We start from the raw sequence: 17,965 nt of genomic DNA, 5'->3' as shown, positions 1-17,965 counted from the left end.
TCCCCTTTTTTCCTTCGTTGGTTTTACCCCAGATCGATCTGGCACATGCCGAGGACGGAAAAAAAAGTCTATCTCACTTTTGATGATGGTCCAATTCCTGAAATTACACCTTTTATACTCGATATCCTAAAAAAATATCAGGTCAAGGCAACATTTTTTTGTGTTGGTGAAAATATTAAAAAAAATCCACATTTGTTCCAAAGAATTTTACAAGAAGGACATCAAGTGGGTAATCACACTTACAATCACCTCAAAGGCTGGGATACAAATGACGAGGTCTATATCGATAATGTAACTCAATGTCAAGAGCTAACACAAACCGATCTCTTTCGTCCACCTTATGCAAAAGCAACAAAATCACAGCTTAAAAAGTTATACAAAAATTATCGTGTGATAATGTGGGATATCATGTCCGGTGACTTTGATCAGAGCCTAAGTCCTGAAAAATGCCTTGAAAACGTACTTACCAACATACAAAATGGTTCGATCATCATCTTCCATGACAATATCAAAGCCATTCCCCGAGTTGAATATGCTTTACCTAAAACGATTGAATTTCTCCTAGCAAATCAATATCAAATAGCAAGACTAGAATAAGTATTAGGGCCTAGTTCTTGATAAAACCACTTCAGATTCGTAATATTTCCCCACACTCACACTAAAATATCCCAAAACATTGTTGGAAAGATTTGAAATCGGATTGGAAGGCGATGCTGCTCCAGGATTAATCATCTGGAAGCTATTCCAATAGTTATATGCGCCAAGATCAATGCATTGACGCAAAACCCGTACCCTATCTCCTATCTTGAGATCTCTATCGCGGTCGACAATATCATGTTGTACTTGCAGACCATTATTATATTTATCACTGAACACATCGATAAAGCGCAGCTCTCCCCCATTCACAGACATCTTATATTTATAATAATTTCCTTTTTCCGGAGGATCGTTAAAGACCAGTGTGGGATAATAGATGGTATCTGTAAATATGATCCGTTCGGAAAGCCCTATCGAATCCACGTCTACATAGGATGGCACTGTCGAAGTTCCTTCAATTTCTTTTCCATCAGCGGTTTTGACGTACAGTCGATAACTGGACTTTTCCTGTAGCCGCAATGTCTTGTTGGTATAAACACCATCGGCTCCGGGCAAAAAGGTATACATGCGATTATTCTGCAGATTTCTTACGTAAACTTCTGCATCTGTTATCGGAGCCAACATTGATTCTTTTAAACTGACGACTTTTTGAATACTGATCTCATGTTGTTGGTCCGACACCATTAGATCAGCCGTGATCACCAGCTGTCCCGTGTTTTCAGGTAATTTCAAATCAATTTTATCTTCACAACCAATCAAAGTTATCCAGGCTATGGCGATCAATCCTACTATCTTTCTCATGTTGTGTTAAAATTTAAAGTTCCAAGTAATGGAGGGTATGGTTCCAAACAATGCTATCCTATAGATCTCAGTCACATTGGATTGTCCTTCTTTCTCTCTAAAATCAATCAAATAAGCATTTTTTCGATTATATGCGTTATAAATTCCGAAAGATAAACTGGAATAAGTGTTTTTTGTACGCTTGATATCATACGTTGCGGCAAGGTCCAAGCGGTGATAGGCCGGCATACGTTGGCCATTCCGCTTATCATAATAGAAGATCGTTCTATCGTCAACAAAGTACTTTCCTGCGGGCATTGTTACAGCATCACCTGTATAATATACAAAGTTTGCACTTAGATTCCATCTCGGATTCAATTGATACTGCGCTACTACAGCAATATTATGAATCTTATCCTGGCGCGCATTAAACCACTGTCCATCATTGATCTGATCAAATTGTCTTTCACTTTTGGATAATGTATAACTTATCCATCCACTAAGCCTTCCCAATCGTTTCTTTATAAACCACTCAATGCCGTATGCTCTTCCTTTTCCAAATAGCAGTTCACCATCTAAAAGTTCATTGGCCTGTAGATCCGCTCCATTCCTATAGTCGATCTGATTTTTAAGGTCTCTATAGTAGCCTTCTACAGAAAATTCATACCTGTTGGATGCAAAGTTGCGAAAATAGCCCAGGGAATACTGTGTTGACAATTGCGGTTTTATCGTATTATTGCTTAATACATACTGATCTGTGGGTAAGCTGCTAGTTGTATTACTCAACTGATGTAGATACTGCACATTTTTATTATAAGAAGCCTTTAATGTTGTCAATTCATTCAAGGCATAGTTCAGAGAGAGACGTGGCTCCAGGTAAACATATTTTTTACCCATTTCTCCATTTCCCACATAGGTTGAATCAACAGCTTCTCCAGCATTATCATAGGTATAGAACATACCCGGTCCTAAAGCGGCATAAGCCGTCGCCCTAACACCATAGTTCAATTTAAATTTATCATTTATCGCCCAATCATCCGAAATGTAAGCGGCAATGTCCAGCCCCTTGCGCTTTTGAATATGCAGTGAATTTACTTTGGAATCCTCACCAGCTTCGATACTTGCTGGACGAATCTCCTGTAAAGCCGCCTGTAGACCAAACTTTAAATTATGACTGTCCGAGAGGCTATATTGAAAATCCTGTTTAAAGTTATAATTGAAGATATCCGAACGAATCTTGAAATTATTGTCGTCTTCAATCTTCACCTGATAATTAAATTTACTGAATATTAAGGTAGTATTACTAAATAAGCGATTGTTCCAGACATGATTCCAGCGCATCGTTCCGGTTGCGTTTCCCCAATTGAAGTCAAATAAATCATGGTATGCCATGGCATCTTTACCGAAATATCCCGATAAATAAAGGGTATTCTTATCGTTAATCCTATAATTCAGCTTGGCATTAAGATCATAGAAGAATAATGCGCTTTTCTTGATATTCTCATCACTTGAAAGCTTCAGGAATAAATCGGCATAGGTACGTCTACCGGATATCATAAATGAACTCTTTCCTTTTTGTATAGGCCCTTCGACCTTCAGTCGTGACGCTATTAATCCCAATCCCCCTTCAACATTAAAATGCTGGTTATTTCCATCCAAGGTTGTTATTTCCATGACCGAAGAGATCTTCCCTCCATACTGAGCGGGTACACCACCTTTATAAAAGTTGACATCTTTGATGGCATCGGAATTAAAGGTTGAAAAGAAACCAAAAAGGTGAGAGCTATTGTAAACTGGGGCTTCATCCAACAAAATCAGATTTTGGTCTCCACCACCTCCACGAACATAAAAATTGCTACTTCCTTCACCTCCACTTGTCACACCTGGAAACAATTGAATTGTCTTTAAAATATCTTTCTCTCCAAATAATACAGGAACTTTCTCAATCTCCCTCGGGCTAAATTGTGTCAAACCGGGAGTCAAATCTTTGATCGATTTTCTTTTATTTCCAGTGACAACCACCTCAGCCAATTGATTTTCCTCGGGTACCAATTGCACAATGTAAGTAGAGTCTTTTCCTATTTGGACGGGTAGAACCTTTGTTCTATATCCCATTGAGGAAACTTCCAAGAAGGCCTCCTCTCCACGAAGAGATAAACTAAAAAATCCATATTTATTAGAAGCCGTCGATTTTTTTTCCGTGTCATTACGGACCAAAGCGCCAATAATATTTTCACCACTGATACTATCTCTGATAAATCCCGATAGAGATTTAGATTGTTGGCCGTAGGATTGCTGTGCGCAAAACAAAATAGAAGAAAAATAAAAAACAACCTTTATAGGTTTAAGCATAACAGATTGAAATCAAAAATTTATTGAAAATAATAAAAAAGCCTTACAATTTGCAAGGCTTAATAATAAGTTTATAATTTGTTAGTCAAGATCTTCTGCAAACAAAAATAGCATTTTATTCATTTAAGCCAAATATTTATCTATTTTTCTTTCTATTTTTTTTCTGGCTGATTGAAAAATTCATTAAAAAAGGCCATTTGATAGACAATAGAGCGTGACCAATAGGTCCAATTATGCCCACCCTCACTTGTAACAAAGGTATGGTTGATGTTGTGATACATGAGTTTGTCATGCAGTGCGACATTGACAGGGTAGAAAAAATCCTCTTTACCACAATCAATCATTAAACGAAGTTTATTATTCAGCAATTTCGGAATCATATTGATCACCACTCGGTCATCCCAAATCTGCGGTGCATCTGCATAATTACCGATACGATCCTTAATTTCCCAATTTAAAGGGAACGGTCTAAAATCAACACCTCCTGCCGTACTACCGGCTGCCCCATAGAGATCTTGATGTTTGATCGCAAGAGACAAAGCGCCATGCCCTCCCATACTCAGGCCAGTAATTGCTCTACCTTTTCGGTCCTTGACTGTCACATAGTGCTGATCTATATAATCAACCAGTTCTTTGGAAACAAATGTTTCATATTGATAATTCCGATCATTTGCAATATCCCAATACCAACTTCCAAATCCTCCATCCGGGCAAACCACCATATATCCATATTGATCTGCCAACGAAGCTACAGTGGTATTTTTAACCCAATTACTATAATTACCTGAATATCCGTGAAGTAAATAGAGAACAGGATATTTCGTATTCACCGAATAACCTTTAGGTAGAATAACCACTGTTTTAATCTCTTTTGCCATGCTACGACTCGGAATATTCAAGGTATCCACCCTCGCAGCCTTACTACCCGCTACAAAGCAAAATAGCGCGAGTGTTAAAAGTAAAAATTGTTTTAAATTCATGATGTTAGCAATTGGATATATATTCATTCAATCTATTCAGGCCCATATCAATAAGCTTTTTTACTGAATTGGATCTGTTATTTATCGGTTGATTTAGACACTTTTTCAAAATAATAAAGATAGGATTTTAAACCAAATGGACGTTCACTAATTGTATAAAAACCAGTACCCTTATTGTCAAAAGTAATTGCTTCCCCTTGGGGCTCTACTGCATAAGGTACTTCGATTGGTTTCCGTTGTAGCGCCCCTGACCAAGATTCACCCGAGTTTCTCTTCCAATAAAAGATATGGGTAATATTCTTGATAAGCATCTCTCTTCCTGTTGGATCGATAGCAGAAGCTGTAGCAAAAGTAAAAGGAAGTTCAGCGACTTTAGTTAATGTAAAATACTGTTGCCGGACACTCTTAAAAACAGCAGCACTGTATACTGTGGAATGAAATTCACGTTTGGAAACGATATACAACATATTATCACGGGGATCGACCATAATGGATTCCGCATCTAAACGTTTTTGCCCCGGAAATTTGACAAATATGGTTTTAATATCTTTTTTGGATATGACTAGCGAATCATCGGCTGAAGGCTCAGGAAATACATACAAGCTTGCCCAAGTTCGCTTCCCAAGGTTATTGCCGATATCAGCCAAAATCAAGTAATTTTTACCGTCGATTTTTACGCGATCGATATCTTCACAATCAATCACATCTACACCTTCGAGCCTAAATCTTTTGAGTAGATTGGCCTGACGATCGATCAGATAGATGTTTGCACCATCACCACTATCATTATGAACCCAAAAACACCCCTCCTCTTGAGCCGCCATAATTCCAGACACTTCTTTTAGCTGTGTATCTGTCAATTCACCTAAGGAGATTTGTGTTTTAAAATAATCCTTGTTATTTTGGGCATATATCCGTAGGCCGGACAAAAAAAGTACAATCATCAAGAGTACTTTTGTTCGTGCAATATTCATGTTTAAAGATACGTTTTTATTGATATTTAATGCCCATTATGAAGAAATCCCTTAAATCCAGCTTATTTTTAATTCCGTTATTTTTATTCCAATATACTTTACAGGCACAGAGCAGTTCCTTTCGGATAAAAGTAAAATCTGGACTTGACAATACGCCCCCTTACCTTGTAAAGTATTACAATAGTAAGGATTGGGAGAATTTTTATACGGAAATCCAACAGTTTAATTACAATGCAGGTTTTGAGTACAATATTCGTGTAAAAAAGACAAAAACAGCACAAGCATCAATCTATACACTGGAGGAAATTATTAGCAAATTACCAGTTGAACATTCTGACATCGCCATTTGGGATATCGGTGAGAATTATGTCAATGATCCAGTCTCCGGAAAATTGACCTGTCTACAAATAAAATCCAACAAAAAAAACAAATGGGAATATATTTCGGTACCCATTCTCGGTTTTGATTACCAGGAACACTATCGTTATCGCATCAAAGTAAAGCAAACGAAAGCAAAAGATACAGACAGCATACGCTATGAATTGCTTAATATTATTTCCAAAGATAAAGTCACTGAGCTCCCCAGTATTGCCGCATTCCTAGCCAGATTTAAGTGGAATTTACTTCAATTAAATGGCAAAGATGTAACAAGCAATAGGGCCAATATTGGTTTCGATGCAAAAAATGGAACGATCGCCGGATCGACGGGGTGTAATAATTTTTGGGGAAATTTTAGCATTAAAGACAATCTGATAAGCTTTCCGCACTTGGCAAGCACCATGAAGTCTTGTAATGGCCCCAATATTGAAAATGATTTCTTCGCAGTTGTTGAGCAAAAGCAGATTCAATTTGATATCGCCGAGCAGACGCTGAACTTATATATCGACGGAAGGTTAGTCATGATCTTCGGCTTAGAGCGTGAATAAAAAAACACCCGAAGTCTGGGGGACTTCGGGTATCTTAGCCATATTATTAACCTATTTTATGAAAAGTATTTATGCCATTTGGAAATGACATAAACAAATATGTGAAATAAAGCGGAAAGAATCGAAAGCATCGCCTCTTTTTAACATAATTTTAACATTTTGAAAATATTGAGAAAAATCAGCATAAAAATGATTTTTTTTTGAATACCCCAACAAGCAAGATGTGGTATCTTAAGCATTTAAAGCATAACGATGATCAGAACATTTTTTACGACAACATCTTTATTATTGGCGACCACACTCCTTGCACAAAAGAATCCCGTCATTCGTGGAAACTATGCCGATCCGGAGGGTATCATCTATGGGGACAAATATTGGGTTTTTCCCACTTATTCCGCACCTTACGAAGAACAGGTATTTTTTGATGCATTTTCCTCTTCAGATCTAACTAGTTGGACAAAACATCCTCGCGTACTTCAGAACAATCAGGTAACATGGGCAAAAAAAGCGATGTGGGCTCCGGCTGTCCTTGAAAATAAGGGCAAATATTATCTATTCTTTAGCGCAAACGATGTCCATCAGGGGGAAATCGGCGGAATTGGTGTGGCAGTAGCAGACAAACCTGAAGGGCCTTATATAGATTTGCTAGGAAAGCCATTGATTAATGATATTATCAATGGTGCGCAGCCTATAGATCAGTTTGTATTTAAAGATAAGGATGGAACGTTCTACATGTACTATGGTGGCTGGAAGCATTGTAATATGGTCAAACTCAAATCTGATTTTACAGGCTTGCTTCCATTCGATGACGGCACCTATTACAAGGAAATTACACCAAAGGATTATGTGGAAGGGCCATTTATGTTTATTAAAAATGGTAAATATTACTTCATGTGGTCCGAAGGTGGTTGGACCGGTCCAGATTATAAAGTGGCTTATGCAATTGCCGACTCCCCGTTTGGACCATTTGAACGTATCGGAACAATTCTCGAACGCGATCCAAAGGTTGCTGTCGGTGCTGGACATCATTCCGTTATCAAAGTACCCAATAAAGACAAATATTTCATCGTCTATCACCGTAGACCATTAGGTAAGGAAGGAGCCAATGAGCGTGTCACCTGTATCGATGAGATGAAATTTGACAAAAATGGTCACATTCTACCTGTCGAAATGACCTTTAAAGGTGTCAAACATTCATTAAAATAGATCATTCCTCCCAATATAGTAAGAGCATATAAACAACCAAACCTAAACAGAAGAGCCCCGATCAATGATCGGGGCTCTCATTATTTAATTAAGACAATTGCGATTAGATACCTGCTATTGCATTATTTAATGTCTCGGAAGGACGCATAGCTTTTGTAGCTAATTCGTCATTAGGGAAGTAATAACCACCGATGTTTTGTGCCTGACCTTGTGCTCCGATCAATTCTTCATTGATTTTAGCTTCGTTATCTGTCAAGACTTTTGCAACACCAGCAAATCGATTTGCTAAATCTGCATCTTTCGTTTGAGCAGCTAAAGCCTGAGCCCAATATAATGTTAAATAAAAATGAGATCCACGGTTATCAATCTGACCCACTCTACGTGCCGGAGATTTGTCATTTGCCAAGAATTTCTCTGTTGCTTCGTCTAACGTCTCTGCTAAAACTAATGCTTTAGCATTATTTTGCGTTTGCGACAAGTGCTCCAAAGAAGCACCCAGTGCCAAAAATTCGCCTAATGAATCCCAACGTAGGTAACCTTCCTGAAGAAATTGCTCTACGTGTTTTGGAGCCGAACCACCAGCACCAGTTTCAAACAAACCACCTCCATTCATCAATGGTACAATAGACAACATTTTCGCTGAAGTACCGACTTCCAAAATAGGGAATAAATCTGTCAGATAATCACGTAATACGTTACCGGTTACAGAGATCGTATCTTCGCCTTTACGGATACGCTCCAAAGAGAATTTAGTAGCTTCTATTGGCGATAGGATTCTAATATCCAAACCTGTTGTATCAAAATCAGGCAAGTATTTCTCTACTTTCTTGATGATCTCTCTATCGTGAGCACGATCTTTATCTAACCAGAATATCGCTGGCGTACCAGACAAACGCGCACGGTTTACTGCTAATTTTACCCAATCTTGGATAGGTGCATCTTTTGTTTGACACATACGGAAGATATCACCTTCATCGACCTTTTGCTCCATGTATACATTACCTTCGGCATCTACGACACGGATCACACCATCACCAGTAGCTTGGAAAGTTTTGTCGTGTGAACCATATTCTTCAGCTTTCTGAGCCATCAAACCAACATTTGGAACAGAACCCATTGTTTTAGGATCCAAAGCGCCATTTGCTTTACAGTCTTCTATTGTAGCCTCATAAACACCTGCGTAAGAACGGTCAGGAACCATGGCGAGCGTATCTTCTTCTTGGCCTTCCTTATTCCACATTTTACCACCGATACGGATCATTGCAGGCATAGAAGCATCAATAATCACATCAGACGGAACATGGAAATTTGTAATACCTTTATCTGAGTTAACCATCGCTAAAGCAGGGCCTTGCGCGATCGCAGCATCGATAGCAGCTTTCACTTCCGCTTCCTTTGCGTGACCTGCAATTTTAGCATATACTTCACCTAAACCGTTGTTTTTGTTGACCCCCAGTTCTTTGAACAAGTCGCCATACGCTGCAAACACATCTGCAAAGTACGTTTCAACCACTGCTCCAAAGATAATTGGATCTGAAACTTTCATCATTGTTGCTTTCAAATGCGCAGATAACAATACACCAGCAGCTTTCGCTTCAGCGATCGCATCAACAACAAAACCTTTCAATGCATTCAAGCTTAAGGTCGAAGTATCAATTACTTCACCGGCTTTTAACGGCGAAAGACCTTTTAATTCAGTAACAGCTCCTTGCGCATCCACAAATTCAATTTTGAATTGACCTGCGTTTTCTACTGTTACAGATTGTTCTGAACCATAGAAATCACCAGATGTCATTGAAGCTACCTTAGTTTTTGAATCTTTTGCCCAAGCGCCCATCTTATGTGGATTTGCTTTAGCATAATTCTTCACAGCCTTAGGTGCACGACGATCAGAGTTACCTTCACGTAATACCGGGTTTACAGCTGATCCCAACACTTTTGCATATTTAGCTTTGATGGATTTTTCTTCCTCAGTAGCTGCTTCATCTGGGTAGTTTGGAATAGCATAACCTGCTTTTTGTAATTCGGTAATAGCACCCTTCAACTGTGGAATAGAAGCTGAAATATTTGGCAACTTAATAATGTTTGCCTCTGGAGTTGTTGCCATCTGCCCCAACTCTGCCAATGCATCGGCAATTTTTTGATCTTCTTTTAAAAATTCTGGAAAGCTTGCAAGAACACGACCTGCTAAAGAGATATCTCTCAATTCAACATCGATATCAGCTGTAGCTGTAATCGCTTGTACAATAGGCAAAAACGAGTAAGTCGCCAACAAAGGTGCTTCGTCTGTTTTTGTCCAAACAATTTTTGATTTGTTTGACATAGTAATCTATTAGAAATATGTTTAATTTTTAATGCTATGTGAAATCAGTGAAAAATCTAAATTTCTCAAAATTTCGCCTAAAGATAAGAATTAATGCTATAAACCATGCGTTAATCTGACCTTTTTGACAATAAAATTGTGAAAATAAATATATTTTGGCAATACAGAATAAGTTTGCCGCTGTCGGTTTAAAATGCAGCCCTCTTGACATTTCAGTGACGAGATAATACGATTGAAACCCTAATTTAGTCAAACAAAAAAATACAATTAAGCATGAAATCATTCAAATTGAACAATGGAATTGATATTCCAGCAATTGGATTTGGAACCTGGCAAATTCCTGAAGGAGAAGACGCATACCAAGCTGTTAAGGAAGCTCTGGTTGCAGGATATACACATATTGACACTGCGGCAATTTATGGTAATGAGAAAAGTGTCGGCAGAGCGATCAAGGACAGTGGAATAGCCCGTAATACTTTATTTATAACAACCAAACTTTGGAATACTGAACGCGGTTATGATAAGGCAATCGCTGCATTCGAAAAATCCCTTACAGACTTGGGATTGGAGTATTTAGACCTCTATTTGATACACTGGCCTGCCAACGAAACTCAATTTGAGGATTGGGCAGTGATTAATGCCGGTACCTGGAAAGCCCTGGAGTATTTATACCAACAAGGAAAAGTGAAAGCTATCGGGGTTAGCAATTTCCCAAAAGAATATCTCGCCAAATTATTGGAAACAGCAGCAATCATCCCAGCTATCAATCAAATCGAATTCCACCCCGGTTATCTTCAACAGGAAACTGTTGACCTTTGCAAATCAAATGATATTTTAGTACAGGCATGGTCTCCACTGGGATCAGGAAGAATATTGCAGGACGAGACCCTGATCGCTTTGGCTGAGCAGAAGTCTACCAGCGTCGGACAGATCTGTATTAAATTTGCGCTCTCGCAGGGGATCTTACCACTACCAAAATCCACCAATCCGGCAAATATTAAACGGAACTTGGATATTGATAGCTTCGATCTTACGGAGGAGGATATCAAGACAATTCGGACATTACCAGCAATGGGTTTCTCTGGATCGGATCCTAAAAAAGTAGCATTCTAAATCATCGATAGTCTTTCAAATCACATAGAAAGCGTCCTCCAAGCGAATATGCTTGGAGGACTCTTCTTTTTTATCTTTTCTCCACCTCACACTTTTTGATTTTGAATTGCGACAGCAAGTTCGCCTACTACATCCTGCCTGTCCGTCAATAAATTGACGCCTCCCAATTATTAATGTTGCTAGTTTCATTCTTTTTAGCTTCGAGTCTATGATTTACAAATTCCAAAAAAACAAGAAATATGAGCGTATCCGAAACAAAAGTTTAACGTAACTGTTAACAATCATATATTATTAAATACGACGAGGCCTGCCCACAGCGTAATGTTTCCATATACAACAAAACGTTTGCTGATACGAAGTAGCATATGATTGAAAAAAGTATTTGAACCAATTGGCGAATTGACAATAATAATCTATAATATAAACATTTACGTTCATAAAATTGAAGCGGGATTGAAGTATGCAAATACTGAAGTCAATATTGTATAGGCATCTTACATTATTTTGAAAGAGACTGGAAAGATTTAAAATTTAACAACACTATTATGGCAAATTCATTTTTAAAAACAATCAGATCCTCCATTAAACATTGGTATATTCCGCTTATCATTGGAATTCTTTTGATTTTATTGGGTTTCTATACGATATCCACGCCGGTCGCATCCTTTCTCGCATTGAGTATGTTGTTTTCCTGGTCATTCATTGTTTCGGGGATACTAGAAATTATTTTTGCCTTACAAAACAAAAATGAGGTTGACGGTTGGGGCTGGTACCTTACCGGTGGTATCCTTTACACCTTATTTGGAATTTTATTGATGACCAACCCCCTGTTATCTGCGGGAACTTTGGCTTTTATTGTCGGATTTTATGCTTTGTTTAGGTCTTTTCAATTGTTGTCCTTCTCCTTTGATCTCAAAAACTATGGTAGTAAATCTTGGGGCTGGATTACATTATTTGCGTTATTAGGGATTGTTTTTAGTTTTATTTTACTTTGGAACCCACTTTTTGCCGGGTTATCTCTGGTAATATGGACCGGGATGGCAATTAGTACAGTCGGCTTTGCCGCCTGTGTATTTGCTTTTCAGTTGAAAAGCCTGAAAAATATCCCCGAAAAACTGCCTAACGAATGGAAAGAACGTTACGAGAAATTAAAAGAAGAGTTTGAACAACACAACAAATAAAGGAAAGTATATAAAAATTAGCTTCCTTCTATGAGAATAAAACCATCTTTAAAGATGGTTTTATTCTTTGATCTCCACAATACTGAAAGGCACTTTTTCTAAAGGGAAGTCCTGTTGATCTGTTTTCACCTGACTTATCTTCAAGATTACATCAAGACCTTGATATATTTCGCCAAAGACTGTAAAATCATGATCAAGTCTAGGTTGCCCACCGTGCGCTAAATATTCCTTACGCTGTTTTTTACTATATTTTATACCCTTTTTTATTTCCAGACTATCGAGATCAGCGGCACTGATCTTCTTTCCAACAACAAAATAGATTTGATTTAAGAAAGATGCCTTTTCAGAATTACCATCACGTCCCGCCCCCAATGCGCCCATTTTGTGAAAAGCACGCGGGTCGAACTCAGCCGCCAAACGTGGTTTACGGTGCTGGGGGTCTACCGCTTCTCTCCTTTCAATATCTATATCGTGCTCGCCACCCTGCACCACGAAATTTTCAATAATGCGATTAAACAATGCACCTTGATAAACAGTATCCTTTATCGACCTTAAAATCAAATCCCGATGATTTGGCGTAAAATCATAAAGTAACACCTTAAATTCTCCAAATGTGGTTTTAAATAACAACCGTTTTGACTGTGCATTACTGCTACTCATCCAAATGAACAACAGGCCTATAATCAGTGTGATTTTCTTCATATTTTTTTATAGAATAAGCTTATTCAAAATTTCGTATAAAAATACACTAAATTTCAATTCGAGGAAATCCGTTTATTATTATATTTGGATTATAACAATTCAAATTTATGCAGTATATTCCACACCCTGATCGCTACCAACAGATGATATACAATCGTTGTGGTAAATCCGGTCTTCAGTTACCAGCTATTTCTTTAGGTCTATGGCACAACTTTGGAAACGACACGGCCCATCAAACCAAAGTTGATATCTGCACGACAGCCTTTGACCTTGGAATCACGCATTTTGATCTCGCCAATAATTATGGCCCGCCTCCAGGAAGTGCAGAAATTGCATTCGGGCAAATTCTTAAACAACAGTTTGCTGACCACCGGGATGAATTGATTATTTCGTCGAAAGCAGGATACCACATGTGGGATGGCCCCTATGGCGAATGGGGCAGCAGAAAATATATTATTTCGAGTTGTGATCAATCTTTAAAACGTCTAGGTACAGATTATGTTGACATTTTCTATTCACATCGCTTTGACCCAAATACACCATTAGAAGAAACCGTGATGGCGTTGGATCAACTTGTACGAAGTGGAAAAGCCCTTTATATTGGTATTTCGTCTTATAATTCGCAACGCACCAAAGAGGCTTACGCAATATTGAAATCCTTGGGAACACCGTTTATTATTCATCAGCCCAGCTATTCTATGTTAAACAGATGGGTTGAGACAGATGGGCTATTGGACACACTGGATGAAATCGGTATTGGCTCTATTGTTTTTTCGCCACTCGCCCAGGGCATGCTAACGGACAAATATTTACATCATATTCCAGAGGATAGCAGGGCATCACAGTCAAAATCATTGCAGACCAAGTTCTTAAGTGAGGAAAACAGACATAATATACAGGCACTTCATACTATTGCACAACGTAGGGGGCAGTCTTTGGCCCAAATGGCCATCGCTTGGGTCTTTCGCAAACAGCAAGTGACTTCGGCACTGATCGGCGCATCCAAGCCACAACAGGTCATTGATTGTGTGGGATCGCTCAAAAATCTATCATTTAGTCCAGAGGAAATCCGGGAAATTGATCTGTATGCAAAAGATGGACATATCAATATATGGGCTCAATCTGCGGAGATTAATAAGGGCTAAATCAAAGTATAAATTACTTCATTAACATAAAAGTGTATTGATTGCCTTCCGATAATCAATACACTTTTTGCATATAATTTCATTATATCAACACACATTGATTTAATGCATGATCTTCAAAATTTTTTCAAATGTATTCACATTCCTGCTGGTGAACTTATCTTTCAGACTTTTCTTACCCAAAACTTTTCCGAATGTTGAATCCAATGTATTTCCTTTGGGGATCTGCCAGTAAAACAGTCCATTGATCACTTCCGCTTTTTCATTATCGGCTTTGGCACTTTTATTAAATTCATCCATGAGTACTTCTTCTATCCCATGTAAACCTACAAAACCATAAATATGAAAATCAGGATGTTTTTCAAAGGGAATGCTACTCCAAAATAAATTCGTTTCTTCCTGCGACTTAATGAAAAGAAAGGCTTCATAGGAAAAGTAACTGGACATCGCTGCTTCCAGAACTATTTTAAGTTCTTTCGCAGACCTATCCGAAGAAAAAACAATATTTCCGGAAGCCAACACTGAACTCACATGATCCATCCCAACATCTTTAAATACCTGGCATACATCGACCATCTTCATGTTGGTTCCCTTTACATTTACCCCTCGTAGAAAAGCGCAGTATTTCATCTTTTATCGATTTATTAAACTTCATCCATCGGATTCCAAAATATCTTTTTAAAATCCTTGATCCTGAGATTATTTATTCCAACACCTTCGTTCTCCAGTTTAGACTGAAACTCTGGAACCGACAGTACTCCGCCACTTGAAATCACTCGATGCGCAGGCACATCTTTGGGACACCCCCCCATTGCTTTTCCAACATGGCGGGAATGATTTGGATACCCCAGCGCTTTAGCAATTGCGCCATAAGTTGAGACTCGCCCTTTTGGAATTAGTCTCGCCAATTCATACACCTGCTGTTTGAATGTTTCATCCATATTGTATCCATTAGATTTTTAATTCAACTTACCATTACCCCTTACAGATCATTCAGATCAGTAATGATAAGCCAAAATCAATATATATCAAATTTGACTAAAGATACAAAAAAACAGATGCTTAACGATAGGATGACTACACTTAAATCGTGGATAAATTACCTTCAGGCTACATAGTTTCGCTAAAAACAGTGTAATTTTTAATAAAGGGGACAAATTGAAAAGGAGAACGATCCCTGTTCAGATCCTAGGTTGGGTCAAGATGCATGTAGCATGGCTGCAAATTGCTAATAAGTAAAAAAGGTCCTTAATAAGGATATTAAGGACCTTTTTACAGTTTCGTACGCCAATCAGGATTCGAACCTGAGACCGTCGGTTTAGAAAACCGATGCTCTATCCAGCTGAGCTATTGGCGCGTCGTTTTCGGTAATGCAAAAGTAGACATTTGTTCAACAATTCCAAAATATCATTTGCTTTTTTTTGCGGTTTTTCAATAACTGATTGCTTTTCAACAAGATTATTTTATTGATCTAGGTCAAACAAAAATTTAAAAGCTGCTGTTACCTTTGTGTTATTAAACAAATAAGAAAACACAAAAATTATGGCACAAGGAAAATGGGAATTAGACGCTGCACATAGCGAGATAGAATTCAAAGTAAAACACATGATGATCACAAACGTTAAAGGAAACTTTGACAGTTTTCAAATAGATCTCGATACAGACAATGATACTTTTGATAATGCACTTGCAAAGGTAACTATCAATACCGCGTCAATCAATACACGAAATGAACAACGGGATGGACACTTAAAAAGTGCTGATTTTTTTGACGTAGAAAAATACCCAGTGATAACATTTGAAGCAACAAGCTTAGCGAATGAACAAATCAAAGGAAATCTGACTATCCGGGACGTGACTCGACCTGTTGTTTTTGAAGTGGAATTTGCAGGTATTCAGAAAGACCCTTGGGGAAATACCAAAGCTGGATTTATCGTAGAAGGAAAGATCAAACGCTCAGAATTTGGACTTAATTGGAATGCGGCTTTGGAAACAGGCGGCGTGATGGTGAGTGATGACGTAAAATTTAGTGCTGATATCCAGTTTATAAAAGCAAAATAAGAAGTATTTCTAAAATAAAATTTGGCAGGAGAGCAAAAATTCGTACTTTTGTCGCGGAGAGTTGGCAGAGTGGTCGAATGCGGCGGTCTTGAAAACCGTTAACTGTCACAGGTTCGGGGGTTCGAATCCCTCACTCTCCGCCACCAAAAATAAAGCCCGACGATAGTCGGGTTTTGTCGTTTATAGACTTTTGCAAACAATGTTTGATCAAAAGTATTAAACGACAAAAAAATGAACCTAGTGAATTACAACGGATACCGACGGGGGATTCAACATCATAGCTCATTGAATAAGCCTACAAAAATCTGTAGGCTATAAGTCGTTTGTCAATAGGATATATTAATAGTATGATCTTTGTTAGATATGTTTATTAACAATATCTTCCAGATCTTCCAGATCAAAGGGTTTGGATAGGAAATCATCTGCCCCTGCACGAGCAGCTAATGATTCAATATCGTTATTGGCAGACACATAAATAACCGGAATATGTTTAAACCGGTCATCAGCCTTCAGCAGGCGGGTTGCCTCTACTCCCCCAATATTTGGGATCCAATTATCCATCAAAATAAGATTAGGTTCTGTTGTTTCTACCTTTTGAATAATATCGTGTGAAGTCTCGGAAACTTCAACATGAAACCCCAAATCTGTCAGCACGACTGTTATGACCTCCAAAATAATCGTATCATCTTCAAATATCAGTACAGTTTTTCTTTTACTCATATAGCTTAATTTATGTCTTTTATAGGGGTCTACTATGGTTTGAATGTCGTACCATTTTTAAATAGAACCCTATTATAACGAATAAAGTTTTTTCCAAATTTTTTGATCACCCACTGCGGTGAAATTCTGTTGTATACTGGAGAACCTTATGGTTTCCTTACTGCCCAATGCAAGATATCCCAAATTTTCCAGACTTACATCAAATAGCTTAAAAACGCGGTCTTGTAAATCCTTGTTGAAATAAATCAACACGTTCCGGCACAGTATCAATTGAAAGCTGTTAAACGAGGTGTCTGACACCAAGTTATGGGTTGATAGGATCATTTTTTGTTTCAGCTCCGGATCAAATTTCGCCCATTCATAATTTGCCGTATAATAATTAGAAAAGTCTTGCTTTCCACCGGATTCAATATAGTTTTCTGAAAACGACTTAATCTGGCTTAACGGATATATTCCATTACGCGCTATTTCTAACACCCGCGGATTAATATCCGTTGCATAGATCAATGATTTATGATGCAGATTGGCCTCCTTCAATAAAATTGCCAGCGAATAAGCCTCCTCTCCACTTGAGCATCCAGCGATCCAAATCCGAATCAGCGGATAGGTTCCCAGTTGCGGCAAAATCTCCTCACGCAATTGCCGGAAAAACAAGGGATCCCTAAACATCTCCGTCAAATTCACCGTAATCTCCTCCACAAAATGCTGCAGAAACTCCGGGTCGTCTTTCAATGCGAATCGGAGCTCGGCAAAACTCGCAAATCGGTCATTCGTCATAATCCGGTTGATCCTTCTTTTGATTGATGCGCGACTATACTGCATAAAATCGTAGCCATAGCGCCGATAGATATCTTCCAATAAAATATCGATCTCCTCATCTTTAATTATATTATGACCTAACATCG

17 protein-coding genes and 2 tRNA genes are annotated in these 17,965 nt (G+C 38.3%); 8 read left to right on the top strand and 11 right to left on the bottom strand.

What is annotated here, in order from left to right; genetic code table 11:
* Positions 1-45: 45 nt before the first annotated feature.
* Positions 46-597 (top strand): polysaccharide deacetylase family protein, encoded by a 552-nt coding sequence (locus tag OGI71_RS04595; RefSeq protein ID WP_335995681.1) that lies wholly within the window; start codon positions 46-48, stop codon positions 595-597.
* Positions 598-600: 3 nt separating this feature from the next.
* On the opposite strand, the gene OGI71_RS04590 is transcribed toward OGI71_RS04595, so the two are convergent.
* The 4 genes from OGI71_RS04590 to OGI71_RS04575 all read right to left on the bottom strand — a co-directional run bounded on the left by OGI71_RS04590 (position 601) and on the right by OGI71_RS04575 (position 5,683).
* Entirely contained in the window at positions 601-1,398 is a 798-nt protein-coding gene (locus OGI71_RS04590) for a DUF4249 family protein (RefSeq protein ID WP_282254174.1), read from the bottom strand.
* Between the two features lie 6 nt (positions 1,399-1,404).
* Positions 1,405-3,729: a TonB-dependent receptor gene (locus tag OGI71_RS04585; protein ID WP_282254173.1), complete on the bottom strand. Its 2,325-nt coding sequence runs from the start codon at positions 3,727-3,729 to the stop codon at positions 1,405-1,407.
* A 152-nt stretch (positions 3,730-3,881) separates the two neighbouring features.
* Positions 3,882-4,709, bottom strand: coding sequence for an alpha/beta hydrolase family protein (locus OGI71_RS04580; RefSeq protein WP_282254172.1), 828 nt, complete (start codon positions 4,707-4,709; stop codon positions 3,882-3,884).
* 77 nt (positions 4,710-4,786) lie between these two features.
* Entirely contained in the window at positions 4,787-5,683 is an 897-nt protein-coding gene (locus OGI71_RS04575; protein WP_282254171.1) for a hypothetical protein, read from the bottom strand.
* A gap of 38 nt (positions 5,684-5,721) precedes the next feature.
* Between OGI71_RS04575 and OGI71_RS04570 the strand changes: the two genes are divergently transcribed.
* Together OGI71_RS04570 and OGI71_RS04565 are read left to right on the top strand one after the other, a co-directional pair.
* Positions 5,722-6,609 (top strand): DUF4377 domain-containing protein, encoded by an 888-nt coding sequence (locus OGI71_RS04570; RefSeq protein WP_282254170.1) that lies wholly within the window; start codon positions 5,722-5,724, stop codon positions 6,607-6,609.
* Between the two features lie 252 nt (positions 6,610-6,861).
* Positions 6,862-7,815: a glycoside hydrolase family 43 protein gene (locus tag OGI71_RS04565; RefSeq protein WP_282254169.1), complete on the top strand. Its 954-nt coding sequence runs from the start codon at positions 6,862-6,864 to the stop codon at positions 7,813-7,815.
* 103 nt (positions 7,816-7,918) lie between these two features.
* On the opposite strand, the gene OGI71_RS04560 is transcribed toward OGI71_RS04565, so the two are convergent.
* On the bottom strand, positions 7,919-10,138 hold the full coding sequence (locus tag OGI71_RS04560) for an NADP-dependent isocitrate dehydrogenase (protein ID WP_282254166.1): 2,220 nt from the start codon (positions 10,136-10,138) through the stop codon (positions 7,919-7,921).
* A 273-nt stretch (positions 10,139-10,411) separates the two neighbouring features.
* Here OGI71_RS04560 and OGI71_RS04555 point away from each other — a divergent pair, with 273 nt between their 5' ends.
* Positions 10,412-11,251, top strand: coding sequence for an aldo/keto reductase (locus tag OGI71_RS04555; RefSeq protein ID WP_282254164.1), 840 nt, complete (start codon positions 10,412-10,414; stop codon positions 11,249-11,251).
* Between the two features lie 545 nt (positions 11,252-11,796).
* Positions 11,797-12,432: a DUF308 domain-containing protein gene (locus tag OGI71_RS04550; protein ID WP_282254162.1), complete on the top strand. Its 636-nt coding sequence runs from the start codon at positions 11,797-11,799 to the stop codon at positions 12,430-12,432.
* A gap of 60 nt (positions 12,433-12,492) precedes the next feature.
* On the opposite strand, the gene OGI71_RS04545 is transcribed toward OGI71_RS04550, so the two are convergent.
* A complete protein-coding gene (locus tag OGI71_RS04545; protein WP_282254160.1) occupies positions 12,493-13,134 on the bottom strand; it encodes a peptidylprolyl isomerase in 642 nt (213 codons plus the stop codon).
* 107 nt (positions 13,135-13,241) lie between these two features.
* On the opposite strand from OGI71_RS04545, the gene mgrA reads away from it, so the two are divergent.
* A complete protein-coding gene (gene mgrA / locus OGI71_RS04540) occupies positions 13,242-14,279 on the top strand; it encodes an L-glyceraldehyde 3-phosphate reductase (RefSeq protein WP_282254158.1) in 1,038 nt (345 codons plus the stop codon).
* Between the two features lie 102 nt (positions 14,280-14,381).
* Here the strand turns inward: mgrA and OGI71_RS04535 are convergent, their stop codons facing one another.
* From OGI71_RS04535 to OGI71_RS04525, 3 genes are all read right to left on the bottom strand, one after another.
* Positions 14,382-14,909: a DUF1697 domain-containing protein gene (locus OGI71_RS04535; protein ID WP_282254156.1), complete on the bottom strand. Its 528-nt coding sequence runs from the start codon at positions 14,907-14,909 to the stop codon at positions 14,382-14,384.
* Between the two features lie 14 nt (positions 14,910-14,923).
* Entirely contained in the window at positions 14,924-15,220 is a 297-nt protein-coding gene (locus OGI71_RS04530) for an MGMT family protein (protein WP_257091019.1), read from the bottom strand.
* Positions 15,221-15,562: 342 nt separating this feature from the next.
* Positions 15,563-15,636, bottom strand: a tRNA-Arg gene (locus OGI71_RS04525).
* Positions 15,637-15,821: 185 nt separating this feature from the next.
* On the opposite strand from OGI71_RS04525, the gene OGI71_RS04520 reads away from it, so the two are divergent.
* A complete protein-coding gene (locus OGI71_RS04520) occupies positions 15,822-16,340 on the top strand; it encodes a YceI family protein (protein WP_282254147.1) in 519 nt (172 codons plus the stop codon).
* 55 nt (positions 16,341-16,395) lie between these two features.
* Positions 16,396-16,483: transfer RNA gene (locus OGI71_RS04515), tRNA-Ser, on the top strand.
* Between the two features lie 214 nt (positions 16,484-16,697).
* Here OGI71_RS04515 and OGI71_RS04510 read toward each other — a convergent pair.
* The gene (locus OGI71_RS04510) at positions 16,698-17,060 is read right to left on the bottom strand and encodes a response regulator (RefSeq protein WP_282254146.1); all 363 of its coding nucleotides are present in this window, start codon (positions 17,058-17,060) and stop codon (positions 16,698-16,700) included.
* A gap of 72 nt (positions 17,061-17,132) precedes the next feature.
* Positions 17,133-17,963 (bottom strand): protein-glutamate O-methyltransferase CheR, encoded by an 831-nt coding sequence (locus OGI71_RS04505; protein ID WP_282254142.1) that lies wholly within the window; start codon positions 17,961-17,963, stop codon positions 17,133-17,135.
* Between the last annotated feature and the right edge of the window lie 2 nt (positions 17,964-17,965).

Origin of the sequence: Sphingobacterium sp. ML3W (assembly GCF_029542085.1) — a bacterium.
Taxonomy (GTDB): Bacteria; Bacteroidota; Bacteroidia; order Sphingobacteriales; family Sphingobacteriaceae; genus Sphingobacterium.
Note: the sequence above shows the minus strand (reverse complement) of the source record. Positions and strands in the feature narration are given on the sequence as shown.

Bases quoted from the DNA above. Each gene is read 5' to 3' on its own strand.
- OGI71_RS04565 (WP_282254169.1), top strand. From the start codon at position 6,862: ATGATCAGAACATTTTTTACGACAACATCTTTATTATTGGCGACCACA.
- OGI71_RS04535 (WP_282254156.1), bottom strand. From the start codon at position 14,909: ATGAAATACTGCGCTTTTCTACGAGGGGTAAATGTAAAGGGAACCAAC.
- OGI71_RS04580 (WP_282254172.1), bottom strand. From the start codon at position 4,709: ATGAATTTAAAACAATTTTTACTTTTAACACTCGCGCTATTTTGCTTT.
- OGI71_RS04575 (WP_282254171.1), bottom strand. From the start codon at position 5,683: ATGAATATTGCACGAACAAAAGTACTCTTGATGATTGTACTTTTTTTG.
- OGI71_RS04560 (WP_282254166.1), bottom strand. From the start codon at position 10,138: ATGTCAAACAAATCAAAAATTGTTTGGACAAAAACAGACGAAGCACCT.
- OGI71_RS04585 (WP_282254173.1), bottom strand. From the start codon at position 3,729: ATGCTTAAACCTATAAAGGTTGTTTTTTATTTTTCTTCTATTTTGTTT.
- OGI71_RS04570 (WP_282254170.1), top strand. From the start codon at position 5,722: ATGAAGAAATCCCTTAAATCCAGCTTATTTTTAATTCCGTTATTTTTA.
- OGI71_RS04590 (WP_282254174.1), bottom strand. From the start codon at position 1,398: ATGAGAAAGATAGTAGGATTGATCGCCATAGCCTGGATAACTTTGATT.
- OGI71_RS04595 (WP_335995681.1), top strand. From the start codon at position 46: ATGCCGAGGACGGAAAAAAAAGTCTATCTCACTTTTGATGATGGTCCA.
- OGI71_RS04545 (WP_282254160.1), bottom strand. From the start codon at position 13,134: ATGAAGAAAATCACACTGATTATAGGCCTGTTGTTCATTTGGATGAGT.
- OGI71_RS04520 (WP_282254147.1), top strand. From the start codon at position 15,822: ATGGCACAAGGAAAATGGGAATTAGACGCTGCACATAGCGAGATAGAA.
- mgrA (WP_282254158.1), top strand. From the start codon at position 13,242: ATGCAGTATATTCCACACCCTGATCGCTACCAACAGATGATATACAAT.
- OGI71_RS04555 (WP_282254164.1), top strand. From the start codon at position 10,412: ATGAAATCATTCAAATTGAACAATGGAATTGATATTCCAGCAATTGGA.
- OGI71_RS04550 (WP_282254162.1), top strand. From the start codon at position 11,797: ATGGCAAATTCATTTTTAAAAACAATCAGATCCTCCATTAAACATTGG.
- OGI71_RS04510 (WP_282254146.1), bottom strand. From the start codon at position 17,060: ATGAGTAAAAGAAAAACTGTACTGATATTTGAAGATGATACGATTATT.
- OGI71_RS04505 (WP_282254142.1), bottom strand. From the start codon at position 17,963: ATGTTAGGTCATAATATAATTAAAGATGAGGAGATCGATATTTTATTG.
- OGI71_RS04530 (WP_257091019.1), bottom strand. From the start codon at position 15,220: ATGGATGAAACATTCAAACAGCAGGTGTATGAATTGGCGAGACTAATT.